Consider the following 12,933-nt stretch of genomic DNA (forward strand, 5'->3'; position numbering starts at 1 on the left):
GGGGGAGCGGTGTGATCGCCGTGAAGCGATCCACAAAGCGGCTAAACCGCTTCGTGGAACGCTTCTTCCCGCTTGCTCTTGATGGAAGGCAGCAGCACGATCACGATCATCAGCGCCGCTGCGATCAACAGGCCGGCCGACAGCGGACGCGTCAGGAAGGTGCTCCAGTCGCCGCGCGAAAGCAGCAGCGCGCGGCGCAGGTTCTCCTCCATCATCGGCCCGAGGATGAAGCCCAGCAGCAGCGGCGCAGCCTCGCAACTGAGCTTGTAGAACAAGTAGCCGACGACCGCGAAGATGGCCGTCATGTAGACGTCGAAGGTGTTGTTGTTCAGCGTATACGTGCCGATGCAGCAGAACAGCGTGATCGCCGGGAACAGGAAGCGGTACGGCACGGTCAGCAGCTTGATCCAGATGCCGATCAGCGGCAGGTTCAGGATCACCAGCATCAGGTTGCCAAGCCACATGGAAGCGATCAGTCCCCAGAACAGCTGCGGGTTGCTGGTCATCACCTGCGGTCCGGGCTGGATGCCCTTGATCGTCATCGCACCCACCATCAGCGCCATCACCGCGTTGGGTGGGATGCCGAGGGTCAGCATCGGGATGAACGAGGTCTGCGCACCGGCATTGTTGGCCGACTCGGGGCCCGCGACGCCGCGGATGTCGCCCCGGCCGAAGCGGCCGCTGGCGCCGGCGAGCTTCTTTTCCATCGTGTATGCAGCGAACGAAGCCAGCAAGGCGCCGCCGCCCGGCAGCACGCCGAGCACCGAGCCGAGCGCCGTGCCGCGCAGCACCGCCGGCCCTGCGTCGCGGAAGTCCTGCTTGGTGGGCCACAGGCCCTTCACGTCCTTCGTGAACACCTCGCGGTGCTCCGCCGGCATGCCGAGGTTGGCGATGATCTCGCCGAAGCCGAAGACGCCCATCGCAATCACGACGAAGCCGATGCCGTCGGTCAGCTCGGGGATGTCGAAGCTGTAGCGCGCCGTGCCGGAGATGACGTCGGTGTTGATCTGCGCGAGCAGCAGGCCAAGGATGATCATCGAAATGGCCTTGATCAGCGACCCCGATGCCAGCACCACCGCCCCGATGAGGCCCAGCACCATCAGCGAGAAGTACTCGGCGGGGCCGAACTTGAACGCCAGCTCGGTGAGCGGCGGCGCGAACGCCGCGATGATGATGGTGCCGACGCAGCCGGCGAAGAACGATCCCAGGCCCGCGGCGGCGAGCGCCGCGCCGGCCCGCCCCTGGCGCGCCATCTGGTAGCCGTCGATCGCTGTCACCACCGAGCTCGATTCGCCCGGCACGTTGATGAGGATCGCGGTGGTCGAGCCGCCGTACTGCGCGCCGTAGTAGATGCCGGCCAGCATGATGAGGGCGGGCGTGGCGTCCAGCGCGTAGATCGAAGGCAACAGCATCGCGATGGTCGCGACGGGGCCGAGGCCCGGCAGCACTCCGATCAGCGTGCCGAGCACGCAGCCGAAGAAGGCATACAGCAGGTTCTGGAGGGTGAATGCGACGCCGAAGCCGAGGGCGAGGTTTTGCAGCAGGTCCATGGCGTTTTCCTCAGCCGACGAAGCTCGGCCACACGGGGATCGTGAGCTTCAGGCCCACGATGAAGATCAGCCACGAGGCGACTGTCAGCACCACCGAGTTGATCAGCACGTCGCGCCAGTGGAACTCTTCCCCCGCGTAGCTGGCGATCGTGATCAGGATCGGGATCGAGATGATCATGCCCAGGCGGGTGATCGTGAGGCCGAACACCGCGATGGCGGCCACGATGACGATCAGCGGCTTCCAGGCGAAGGCGCCCACCGGATCGCCGCCTTCGGTCTCGATGGTGAGCGACTTGAACAGCACGATCGCGCCCAGGATGGCCATGATCACGCTCAGCATCAGGGGAAAGTAGCCGGGACCGGGGCGCGCCGACGAACCCAGCGAGTAGTTGCTGGCGCCGACCGCAAAGCCGATCCCGGTGGCGACGAACATCACGCCGGACCAGAAGTCCCGTTCGCTCTTGATTCTCACGATGTGTCTCCTCGCACGAGGTGTGCTTTGTCTGCGGAAATTCTAGGCAGGTGGTGTTGCCCACCGTCTGTGGTTTACACGTAGCGGACCCGGTTGCCGCGCCCTGTGCGCGCACCCGGGCAGTGCGCCGAGCCTATTCCCAGATGGGCGTCGCGCTCAACACTTCGTCGATCGTCGTGACACCCTGCGCCACCTTCATCGCACCGGCCATGCGCAGCGGGCGCAGGCCGTCCTTCAGCGCCTGCTGGCGCAACCTGGCGGCGTCAGGCACCGGGCTGATGCACTGGCGCGCGCCCTCGGTGACCGACAGCAGCTCGTACAGTCCGGCACGGCCGTGGTAGCCGGTCATGCGGCAGTCGAGACAGCCGACCGGCTTGTAGGCGCGCACCGCACCGTTGATGCGCCACGGCTTGACAAATTCGTTGATGTGGTCGGCGGTGAGCTCATCGTCGGCCTGCTTGCAGTTCAAGCACAGCGTGCGCACCAGGCGCTGGGCCAGCACGCCGATCACGGTGGCGCCGATCAGGTAAGGCGGCACCCCCAGGTCGACCAGCCGCGTGATGGCCGAGGCCGCGTCGTTGGTGTGCAGCGTGCTGAACACCAGGTGGCCGGTGAGCGCCGCCTGGATCGCCATCTCGGCCGTCTCGAGGTCGCGGATCTCGCCGACCATGATGATGTCGGGATCCTGGCGCATCAGCGCGCGCAGCCCTTCGGCGAAGCCCAGCTCGAGTGCCGGCTGCACCTGCGTCTGGTTGAACGCCGGCTGGATCATCTCGATCGGGTCTTCGATGGTGCAGACGTTGACCTCGTCGGTGGCCAGCCGCCGCAGCGTCGAGTAAAGCGTGGTGGTCTTGCCCGAGCCGGTGGGACCGGTGACCAGGATGATGCCGTGCGCTCGCATCACCAGGTCTTCCCAGCGCTTGGCGTCGTGGCTGCCGAAGCCCAGCTGCTCCAGCGGCTTGACGGTGGTGTCCGGATCGAAGATGCGCATGACCATCTTCTCGCCGAAGGCGGTGGGCAGCGTGGACAGCCGCATCTCGATCTCGTCGCCATCGGGATTGCGCGTCTTGATGCGGCCGTCCAGCGGACGCCGCTTCTCGACCACGTCCATGCGGCCCAGCAGCTTTACGCGCGCGATCATGGCGTTCATCACGCCCGGCGGAAGCTGGTAGACGGTGTGCATCACGCCGTCGATGCGAAAGCGGATGGCCGACAGCTCGCGCCGCGGCTCGAGGTGGATGTCCGACGCGCGCTGGTCGAAGGCGTACTGCCACAGCCAGTCGACGACCTGCACCACGCCCTGGTCGTTGGCGTCGAGCTGGCGGTTGCTGCGGCCCAGCTCGACCAGTTGCTCGAAGCTCGCGATGGCCGAGGTCTCGCCGGTCTTCAGGGCGGCGCGCACCGACTTCGAGAGCGTGTAGAACTCGGTCGTGTAGCGCTGCAGCTCCAGGGGGCTGGACAGCACCAGCTTGATCGCCTTGCGGGTGTGGCTCTCGATCTCCGACACCCAGGCGGTATCGAAGGGCTCGCAGGTGGCGATGGTGACCTCGTGCGCGCCCACCTGCAGCGGCAGCGCCCGGCGCCGCTCGGCATAGCTGATGGACATGATCTCCGCGACGCGCCCGACATCCACCTTCAGCGGATCGATGCGCACGTAGGGCAGTCCGCATCGGCCGGCGAGCCATTCGGTGAGGGCTTCGCTGTCGAGTGGCTTGCCGTTGCCCTTGCGCACCAAGCCAGCTGCGCCGAGGCGCACCAGCGGGTGCTGCGCGCTGTCGGCGCCGCCGAAGCGCTTTCGCGTGCGGTCGGCGTCCTCGGCGCTGATGACCTGGTCTTCGCGCAGCCACTTCAGCAGCAGGCGCCAGTCGAGCTGGCCGGTGGGCGTGGTTTGCGGCGGAAGGTCGGTGGGGTTCATGAGGCGGGGGCGGGCGCGGGCAGCGGGCGCATCATCTTCAGCCATTTGCCGGCGGGCAGGCGGAAACGAGTTTCGATGTTTTGCGCCCGCGCGGCAAGCGTGTCGCGCTGCGCGATGTCGTCGCCCTTCAACGCCAGCACGATGGTGTTGCCTTCCTTCGTCGGACGCAGCGTGCGCACCCGCTCTGCGCCGAACGCCGCGGCGATGCGGCGCGTGCTGCGCTCGAAGCTGGCGTCGCGGCCGAACAGATTGACGCTCATCACGCCGCCGTCGGCGAGCAACTGCAGGCAATCCCGATAGAACGCCGCGCTGTCGAGCACCGGACTCGCCGCATCGTGGTCGTAGAGGTCCACGCACAACACGTCGGCGCTTTGCGCATGCGCCGGGTCCGCCGCGTAGTTCGCGGCGTCGGCCTGCAGCACGGTGAGCCGGGCGCCGTCGTCCGGCAGCTTGAACCACAGGCGGCAGGCGGCGATCACCGTCGGGTTGAGCTCGACGGCAGTCGTGCGCATGCGCATCACGTTGTGGCAGAAGCGCGTGATGGTGCCGGCCCCGAGACCCAGCTGCACCGCGTGGCCACGCGACAGCGACTCCTGCGGCCGCAACAGCATCCAGGCCATCATGCGCTGGATGTATTCGAGCTCCAGCTCGTTCGGCTGGCGCATCCGCATGGCGCCCTGCACCCACGGCGTGCCCAGATGCAGGTAGCGCACGCCGTCGGCTTCGGACATCGTGGCCGGCGCGAGTCTCACGGGCTTCTTCATGCATCCCCTGCCACGGCAGCCAGCCGCGGCAGCGCCTCCAGGGCGTTGGCCCGGCTGATCTGCGCGGCCTGCTCGGGCGACCATCCCCGAAGTCCGGCGAGCGTGTCGGCGATGCGCGGCAATTCCTGCGGCTCGTTGCGCGAGCTCATGCCGGCGGCGCGCTGTGCGGCCGTGCGGTACAGCCAGTGGGGCGGAATGTCAGGCGCATCTGTCTCGAGCACGATCGCCTCTGGCGGGACACTTTGCGCCAGGCGGCGGATCTGCAGCGCACGATCAAAGGTCATGGCCCCGCCGAAGCCGAGCTTGAAGCCGAGGTCGACGAAGACGCGTGCCTGCTGCTCGCTGCCGTTGAACGCATGGGCGATGCCACGCACGCGGATGCGCCGCAGGTGCTTCAGCAGCGTGTCGGCCGAGCGTCGCACGTGCACCAGCACCGGCAGATCGAATTGCTGCGCGAGCTCGAGCTGGGCGACGTAGAAGCGTTCCTGCTTCGCGCGGTCCAGGCCCGGCACGAAGTGGTCGAGCCCGATCTCGCCGACCGCGACCAGGCGCGGATCGTCGCGATGCCGACCCAGCGCATCGTGCAGGGTGGCCAGGTCATCGTCGCTGGCCTGGTTCGTGCACATGGGATGGATCCCTAATCCGTAGGACAGTCTGTGGCGATGCGCGAGGTCGCGAACGGACTCCAGATTGCCGACGTTCACAGCGGGGATCACGATTTGCGCTACACCAGCACTTCGGGCGCGGCGAACCACGTCATCCCGGTCGGCGTCGAACTCCGGCGCGTCGAGGTGGCAGTGCGTGTCTATCCAGCGAGGCATTCATCGAATGATGCCCGCAATCGAGGGACTGTCCGCCGTGCGCAGGACGCGATCGCGTGGTAGTTTCAGGCACGAGGTTTGCCGCTGGCGAACCGAGGGGGTGCAGCGATGAAGAAGGCTCCGCTTTACAGCCGTTCCCGTCAGCGCGCGGGTGCTCCCATGCCCACGACGGACACGGCCGCGGCGGCTCGGCCCTCCACCGCCACCCCCTCGCCAACGACATCCGAGCCGGCCGCGCCGGCGCCGCTCGCCCAGCGGCCTTCGCGCTGGGGCGCCTTCGTCGCTCGCCATCGCATGCTCGTAGCGTCGTGTGCCGCGGTCGCGTTGCTGCTGGCCGGCGGCGTCGCCGGCCGTGCGCTCATCGCACCGCCCATCCAGCTCACGCAGAAGGACATCGACGCTGCGGTGCGTCATTCGCTCGAGAAGGAGCCCCTGCCGTCGGCCTACGCCAAGGCGCATGCGGCCGTCCGGCCGTCGGTGGTGCGCGTGGTCGGCCTGGACGACGAGAACGAGGAGCCGCCGAAGCCGGGCGATGATCCGCGCCAGCACACGCGCTCGACCGGCACCGGCGTCGTCATCGTCGACAACGGCACCATCCTGACCAACCTGCACGTCGTCGTCGGTTCCAAGCGCATCAAGGTCACCTTCGCCGACGGACACGAGTCCGACGCCTCGATGGTCGGCGCGCAGCCCGAAAACGATCTGGCCGTGCTGCGCGCCAAGAGCATTCCCGACGACCTGGTGGCCGCCACCATGCGCGGGACCGGCGACCTCATGCCGGGCGACGAGGTGATCGCGATCGGCTTTCCCTTCGGCATCGGGCCGTCGACTTCGGCCGGCGTCATCTCCGGCCTGAAGCGCAGCTTTCGCGCGCCGGAAGGCGAGCGCCTCACCAACCTGATCCAGTTCGATGCGGCTGCCAATCCCGGCAACTCGGGCGGCCCGCTGATCACGATGGACGGCGCGGTGGTGGGCATCGTCACCGCCATCCTCAATCCCGGCGAACAGGGCACCTTCATCGGCATCGGCTTCGCCGTGCCGATCGAGAACGCCGCCGCCGCGGTCGGATTGCCGCCGTTCTGAACGGCCGTCCGGCCGCCCTTCTTCCCCACTTCCCTTACGCCGCCATGGAATCAACCGACGCGCAGAGCACCGCCACGCTGATGGAGCGCATCCTTTACGAGGTAAAGCGCGTCGTCGTCGGCCAGGACAAGTTCCTCGAGCGGGTGATGGTCGCCATGCTCGCGCAAGGGCACTTGCTGGTCGAGGGCGTCCCGGGCCTCGCGAAGACGATCACCATCAAGACGCTGGCGACCACGCTGCGCGGCTCGTTCAAGCGCATCCAGTTCACGCCCGACCTGGTGCCGGCCGACCTGGTCGGCACGCGCATCTACAACCAGAGGACGGGTGACTTCAGCACCTCGCTGGGGCCGGTGTTCGCCAACCTGCTGCTCGCCGACGAGATCAACCGCGCGCCGGCCAAGGTGCAAAGCGCCCTCCTCGAGGTCATGCAGGAGCGACAGGTAACGATTGCAGGAGAAACGCACAAGGTCCCGTCGCCCTTTCTGGTAATGGCCACCCAAAACCCCATCGAGACCGAGGGCACCTACCCGCTGCCGGAGGCGCAGGTGGACCGCTTCATGATGAAGGTGCTGGTGGGCTATCCCAGCGAGGACGAGGAGTTCGTCATCGTCGAGCGGGTGACCGGCGACCCGGCGCTGGTCAGTCCGGTGGCCAGCACCGGCCAGCTCGCGGAGCTGCAGCGCGAGTGCCGCAAGGTGTACGTCGATCCGTCGCTGATGCAATACGCCGTCAAGCTGGTCAGCGCCACCCGCGATCCGGCCAGGCATGGCCTGCCCGACATGGCCAAGTACCTCACTTTCGGTGCCAGCCCGCGCGCCACCATCGGCCTGATCGAAGGCGCAAAGGCGCTGGCGATGATGCGCAACCGCGGCTACGCGCTGCCCGAGGACCTGGTGGACCTCGTCCCCGACGTGCTGCGCCATCGACTGGTGCTGAGCTACGAGGCGCTGGCCGACAACCTCACGCCCGATCAGCTGATCGCGCAGATCGTGCAAAAAGTGCCGAAGCCCGACAAGCCGCTGGCACACCATCCCGATGAGCGCGCCAAGCACTGACGCGATCCTGCGTCGGCTCGAATGGACGGTGATCCGCCGTCTCGACGGGCTGCTGCAAGGCGACTACCGCACGCTGTTCCGCGGCGCCGGCATCGACCTGGCCGACCTGCGCGAGTACCAGCTCCACGACGACGTGCGCCACATCGACTGGAACGTCACCGCACGCCTGCAAAGCCCCTACGTGCGCGAGTTCACCGAGGACCGCGAGCTCAACGCCTGGTTCGTGCTCGACCTGTCGGGCAGCGTCGACTTCGGCTCGCAGTCACGCACCAAGCGCCTCGTGTCGGCCGAATTCGTCGCCGTGCTCGCCCGCGTGCTGACGCGCCACGGCAACCGTGTGGGCGCCATGCTGTACGGCGATCAGGTGGATGCGGTGCTGCCGGCGCGCGGCGGGCGGCTGCATGTGCTCAACCTGCTGCAGCGCATGCGCGACTTCACCGCGCCGACCGGCGGCAGCGGCACGCAGCTGCACCGGCTGCTCGAGGCCGCGCACCGCATGATCCCGCGCCGCTCCGTGATCTTCGTCGTCTCCGACTTCATCAGCGCCCCCGGCTGGCAGGACGCGCTGGCGCGCCTGTCGCAGCGCCACGAGGCCCTGGCCGTGCGCCTGTACGACGCGGCGGAGCTGGAGCTCCCCGACCTGGGACTCGTGACCATCCAGGACGCCGAGACCGGCGAGCAGATGTTCGTCGACACCCACGACCCGGGCTTCCGCGAGCGTTTCGTCAAGGTCGCCGAGGAGCACGAGCAGCGCATGCGTGACGGTTTCGTCAAGGCAGGGGTGGACACGCTCGAACTGGCGACCGATGATGATCTCGTGGATGCAGTGCTGCGCTTTGCCGAGATGAGGCGGCAACGCAGCCGGCTGGCGGCCGGCGGCGGCCTGCCGGCGCACCTGGCGCCGCGCGCATCCTGGAATGCAACCGCAACGAGCGGAGGCCGACCATGACCTTCGTCTGGCCTGATTTCCTGTGGCTGCTGGCACTGGTGCCGGCGCTGGTCCTGCTGTATTTCTGGCTGCTGCACCGCCGCAAGAAAAACACGGTTCGCTATGCGAGCCTGGCCATGGTGAAGCAGGCGGCCGGCAAGGGTCCCGGCTGGCGGCGGCACGTGCCGCCCGCGCTCATGCTGCTGGCCATCACGGCGCTGCTGCTCGCGACCGCTCGGCCGCTGGCCGTCATCACGCTGCCCAGCCAGCAGGAGACGATCGTGCTGGCGATGGACGTGTCGGGCAGCATGCGCGCCACCGACGTGCATCCCAACCGCCTGGTGGCTTCGCAGGAGGCGGCCAAGGCCTTCATCAAGGATCTGCCGCGCACCGTCCGCGTGGGCATCGTTTCCTTCGCCGGCACCGCCGCCGTCGTGCAGCCCCCGACGCAAAGCCGCGAAGACCTGTTCGCCGCCATCGACCGCTTCCAGCTGCAGCGCGCCACCGCCATCGGCAGCGGCATCGTGCTGTCGCTGGCCACGCTGTTCCCGGACGCCGGCATCGACCTGTCGCAGATCACCGGGGCGCGCAGCATGCCGCTGGGTCCGAACGACTCGAAGAAGAAAGAGGCGCCGCCCGTGCCGCCCGGCTCGTACAACTCGGGCGCGATCATCCTGCTCACCGACGGCCAGCGCACCACCGGGCCCGATCCGATGGATGCGGCCAAGATGGCCGCCGACCGCGGCGTCAAGGTCTACACCGTGGGCATCGGCACCAAGGAAGGCGAGACGATCGGCTTCGAAGGCTGGAGCATGCGCGTGCGGCTGGACGAGGACACGCTGAAGGGCATCGCCAACCTGACGCGCGCCGAATACTTCTATGCCGGCACGGCCGGCGACCTGAAGAAGGTCTACGAATCGCTGAGCACGCGGCTGGTGGTCGAGCGCAAGGAAACCGAGATCAGCGCGCTGTTCGCCGCGGTGGCTGCCGGATTGGTCGTGATCGCGGCGGGGTTGTCGGTCGCCTGGTTCGGCCGGGTGATGTGACGTCGCCGGGTCGCGTGGGCTAGGCCAGCTTGCCGTTGCGCAGCCGGAACACCCGGTCGCACTTCTGCGCCAGCGTCTCGTCGTGCGTGACCATCACGTAGGCCATGCCTCGCCGGCTGGCGAGCTCCAGCATCAGCGAGAACACGCCGTCCGCCGTTTCCCGGTCGAGGTTGCCCGTGGGCTCGTCGGCCAGCACGCAGGCCGGCTCGCCGGCCAGCGCCCGCGCGATCGCGACGCGCTGTCGCTCCCCGCCGGACAATTGCGAGGGCCGGTGCATCACCCGCTGGGCCAGGCCCACCTGGCCCAGGACCTCACGGGCGCGCTCGCGCGCCTCGAGCACGGTCGCGCGGCGCACGCGCAGCGGCATCGCGACGTTGTCGAGGGCGGTGAATTCGGGCAGCAGATGGTGAAACTGGTAGACGAAGCCGAGGTGCCGGTTGCGCCACTCGCCCTGGTCGGCCGGGCTCATGTGGGAGAAGTCGCGGCTTTGCAGCAGCACGTTGCCGACATTGGGCGCCTCCAGGCCGCCGAGCAGGTGCAGCAGCGTGCTCTTGCCCGAGCCCGATGCACCGACCACCGCCAAGGTCTCGCCGCGCTGCACCGTGAGGTCGATGCCTTGCAGCACGCGCACGTCCAGCCCGCCTTCGGTGAAGGCCTTGTGCAGGCCGCGCGCCTCGATCACCGCCTCACTCATAGCGCAGTGCCTCCGCCGGCTGCACGCGGCTTGCCCGCCAGCTCGGGTACAGCGTCGCGACGAAAGCGAGCAGCAGCGAGATGACGACGATGGGCACGATGTCCTGGCTTTGCGGATCGCTCGGCATGCGGCTGATGAGGTAGACGCTGCCGGGCAGAAAGCTCACGTGCAGCAGGCGCTCGATGGCCGGCACGATGACGTCGATGTTGAAGGCGACCAGCAGGCCCAGCGCCACGCCGGCCAGCGTGCCGATGATGCCGGCCGCTGCGCCCTGCACCATGAAGATGCCCATGATCGAGCGCGGACTGGCACCCAGCGTGCGCAGGATGGCGATGTCGGCCTGCTTGTCGGTGACGGTCATCACCAGGGTCGACACGAGGTTGAAGGCGGCCACCGCGATGATCAGCGTGAGGATGATGAACATCAGCCGCTTCTCGATCTGCACCGCCTCGAACCAGTTGCGGTTGGTGCGCGTCCAGTCGCGCACGTTGACCCCCGGACCCAGCGTGCCGGCGAGCTGGTCGGCCACCTCGCGCGCGGCATGCACGTCCTTCAGGCGCAGCTGCACGCCGGTGGGGCCGTCCACGCGGAACAGGCGCTGCGCGTCCTCCACGTGGATGAGCGCAAGGCCGCTGTCGTATTCGTAGTGCCCGGCGTTGAAGCTGCCGACCACGGTGAGCTGCTTGAGCCGGGGCACGACGCCGGCGGGCGTGACCTGTCCCCCAGGCGCCACGATGGTGACCTTGTCGCCCTCGCGCACGCCCATGTTGCGCGCCAGCTCGCCGCCCAGCACGATGCCCCACTCGCCGGGCTTCAGCCGGGCCAGCGTGGTGTCGCGCAGCTGCCGGCCGATGTCGGTGACGGTCGCCTCGTCGGCCGGGGAGATGCCGCGGACGATGGCGCCGCGCATCTCGTCGCCGCGCGCGATGAGCGCCTGTGCCGCGACGAAAGGCGCTGCGCCGATCACCTGCGGGTTGTCGCGCGCCTTGGCCGCCAAGGCCTGCCAGTCGGGCAGGCCGGTGCCTTGCGCGTCGTAGATTTCCACATGGGCGATCACGCTCAGCATGCGGTCGCGCACCTCCTTCTGGAAGCCGTTCATCACCGACAGCACGATGATCAGCGCGGCCACGCCGAGCGCGATGCCGAGCATGGACACGCCGGAGATGAAGGAGATGAAGCGGTTGCGGCGGCCCGCGCGACCGGCTCGGGTGTAGCGCCAGCCGATCTGCAGTTCGTAGGGCCAGTTCATGGGGTGGCGATGCTAACCGAGGCAGCGCCGGGCTCGCCACGCGCCGCCGACGCGCTGCGCGCCGCGGACATGCCGCGGTTCATGTCGACCTTGGTCAGCAGCAGAAGGCCTCCGATGAAGAACAGGGCCGTCGACACGATTGCCATGCGGTGATTGCCTTGCGTCAACAGCGTGACCACGCCGTAGGTGACGGGACCGACGATCGCCGACAGCCGCGTCGCGAAGGTCCACAGTCCGTAGAACTCGGCACGCTGCCGGCTCGGCGCGAACAGCCCGATCATCGCGCGACCGGTCGACTGGCTGGAGCCCATGCACAGTCCGGCGACGACGGCCGCCGCCCAGAACAGCCCCGGCCCGGTGGCCAGCGCCGCCAGCACGATCATCACGATCCAGCCCACCAGCGTGAGCGCGAGCGCGGGCTTGGCGCCGAGCCGGTCCTGCCAGTAGCCGAAGCCGAAGGCACCCAGCGCGGCAGCGATGTTGACCAGGAACACCAGCATCATGGTCTGCGCCTGCTTGAAGCCCAGCACCTGCTCGGCATACACCGCGGCGAGCGCGATGACCACCGAGATGCCGGCCTGGTAGCACGCGCCGCAGGCCAGCATCCAGCTGAAGTCGCTGAAGCGGCGCGCGTTGCGCCAGGTCTGCTTCAGCTCGCGCAGCGACGCGACGACGCCGGAAGTGCCGGCCAGCGGCTGCGGCACCGCCCGCTCCCGCAGCAGCGCGAAGGTGGCCAGCGACGCGACGCCGTAGACCACGGCCGTGATGAGCATCGTCACCGGCACGAAGCGGGTCGCGGCTTCGCCGCGCGCCTGCGCCGCCAGCACGTAGGCCAGGCCGGCCCCCAGCGACAACATGCCCCCGAAGTAGCCGAAGCTCCAGCCCCAGCCCGACACCCGTCCGATCGCCTTCTCGCGCGCCAGCTCCGGCAGGAAGGCGGCCGAGAGGGACTCGCCGTACGAGTAGAAGGTGTTCGACAGCACCACCGCCACCACCGCCAGCGCCACGTCGCCGCGGCCCACCAGGGCCAGGGCGCAGGTGGCGACGATGCAGCCCGCGGTGCTGATGGCCAGCAGCCGCTTCTTCGCGGCGCGCAGGTCGGCGTAGGCGCCGATCGCCGGCATGGTGAGCATCACCAGCACGCTGGAGGCCGCGATCGCCAGCGTCCACGCCAGCGTGGCCCATGGCGCACCGCCGGCCACCGCGCCGACGAAGTAGGCGTTGAACACGGCCGTGAGGACCACGGTGGTGTAGCCCGAGTTGGCGAAGTCGTACATCGCCCAGCCGAACACCTCGCGCTTGCGCACGCCGTCGTTCAGGGCTTCTTGCGGAAAGAGGGCCATGTCGAGCCTTTCG

Annotated in this window: 12 protein-coding genes; 4 read left to right on the top strand and 8 right to left on the bottom strand. The window is 68.5% G+C overall.

The window, feature by feature from the left end:
• Positions 1 to 41: 41 nt before the first annotated feature.
• The 5 genes from P7V53_RS26770 to P7V53_RS26790 all read right to left on the bottom strand — a co-directional run bounded on the left by P7V53_RS26770 (position 42) and on the right by P7V53_RS26790 (position 5,522).
• On the bottom strand, positions 42 to 1,550 hold the full coding sequence (locus P7V53_RS26770; protein ID WP_280152532.1) for a tripartite tricarboxylate transporter permease: 1,509 nt from the start codon (positions 1,548 to 1,550) through the stop codon (positions 42 to 44).
• A 10-nt stretch (positions 1,551 to 1,560) separates the two neighbouring features.
• A complete protein-coding gene (locus P7V53_RS26775) occupies positions 1,561 to 2,022 on the bottom strand; it encodes a tripartite tricarboxylate transporter TctB family protein (RefSeq protein WP_280152533.1) in 462 nt (153 codons plus the stop codon).
• A 133-nt stretch (positions 2,023 to 2,155) separates the two neighbouring features.
• Positions 2,156 to 3,937 carry a GspE/PulE family protein gene (locus P7V53_RS26780; protein WP_280152534.1) on the bottom strand — a complete coding sequence of 594 codons (1,782 nt, stop codon included), beginning with the start codon at positions 3,935 to 3,937 and terminating at the stop codon, positions 2,156 to 2,158.
• Complete coding sequence (locus P7V53_RS26785; RefSeq protein ID WP_280152535.1) at positions 3,934 to 4,701, bottom strand: spermidine synthase; 768 nt, start codon at positions 4,699 to 4,701, stop codon at positions 3,934 to 3,936. Before P7V53_RS26785 ends, P7V53_RS26780 begins: the two co-directional genes overlap by 4 nt.
• Positions 4,698 to 5,522 (bottom strand): TatD family hydrolase, encoded by an 825-nt coding sequence (locus P7V53_RS26790; RefSeq protein ID WP_280152536.1) that lies wholly within the window; start codon positions 5,520 to 5,522, stop codon positions 4,698 to 4,700. The genes P7V53_RS26785 and P7V53_RS26790 overlap by 4 nt, the downstream gene beginning before the upstream one ends.
• Before the next feature lie 108 nt (positions 5,523 to 5,630).
• Between P7V53_RS26790 and P7V53_RS26795 the strand changes: the two genes are divergently transcribed.
• Genes P7V53_RS26795 through P7V53_RS26810 form a run of 4 tightly spaced genes read left to right on the top strand, consistent with a single transcriptional unit; the run spans position 5,631 to position 9,634 of the window.
• Positions 5,631 to 6,605, top strand: coding sequence for a trypsin-like peptidase domain-containing protein (locus tag P7V53_RS26795; protein ID WP_280152537.1), 975 nt, complete (start codon positions 5,631 to 5,633; stop codon positions 6,603 to 6,605).
• Positions 6,606 to 6,649: 44 nt separating this feature from the next.
• Positions 6,650 to 7,660 carry a MoxR family ATPase gene (locus P7V53_RS26800; protein ID WP_280152538.1) on the top strand — a complete coding sequence of 337 codons (1,011 nt, stop codon included), beginning with the start codon at positions 6,650 to 6,652 and terminating at the stop codon, positions 7,658 to 7,660.
• Positions 7,641 to 8,609, top strand: a complete 969-nt coding sequence (locus tag P7V53_RS26805) for a DUF58 domain-containing protein (RefSeq protein WP_280152539.1) — start codon at positions 7,641 to 7,643, stop codon at positions 8,607 to 8,609. Before P7V53_RS26800 ends, P7V53_RS26805 begins: the two co-directional genes overlap by 20 nt.
• Entirely contained in the window at positions 8,606 to 9,634 is a 1,029-nt protein-coding gene (locus P7V53_RS26810; protein ID WP_280152540.1) for a VWA domain-containing protein, read from the top strand. The genes P7V53_RS26805 and P7V53_RS26810 overlap by 4 nt, the downstream gene beginning before the upstream one ends.
• Positions 9,635 to 9,653: 19 nt before the next feature.
• Here P7V53_RS26810 and P7V53_RS26815 read toward each other — a convergent pair whose 3' ends face one another.
• Genes P7V53_RS26815 through P7V53_RS26825 form a run of 3 tightly spaced genes read right to left on the bottom strand, consistent with a single transcriptional unit; the run spans position 9,654 to position 12,920 of the window.
• On the bottom strand, positions 9,654 to 10,328 hold the full coding sequence (locus P7V53_RS26815; protein ID WP_280152541.1) for an ATP-binding cassette domain-containing protein: 675 nt from the start codon (positions 10,326 to 10,328) through the stop codon (positions 9,654 to 9,656).
• Positions 10,321 to 11,577, bottom strand: a complete 1,257-nt coding sequence (locus tag P7V53_RS26820) for a lipoprotein-releasing ABC transporter permease subunit (RefSeq protein WP_280152542.1) — start codon at positions 11,575 to 11,577, stop codon at positions 10,321 to 10,323. The genes P7V53_RS26815 and P7V53_RS26820 overlap by 8 nt, the downstream gene beginning before the upstream one ends.
• Positions 11,574 to 12,920 (bottom strand): MFS transporter, encoded by a 1,347-nt coding sequence (locus P7V53_RS26825; RefSeq protein WP_280152543.1) that lies wholly within the window; start codon positions 12,918 to 12,920, stop codon positions 11,574 to 11,576. Before P7V53_RS26825 ends, P7V53_RS26820 begins: the two co-directional genes overlap by 4 nt.
• Between the last annotated feature and the right edge of the window lie 13 nt (positions 12,921 to 12,933).

Origin of the sequence: Piscinibacter sp. XHJ-5 (genome assembly GCF_029855045.1) — a bacterium.
Classification (GTDB): Bacteria; Pseudomonadota; Gammaproteobacteria; order Burkholderiales; family Burkholderiaceae_C; genus Albitalea.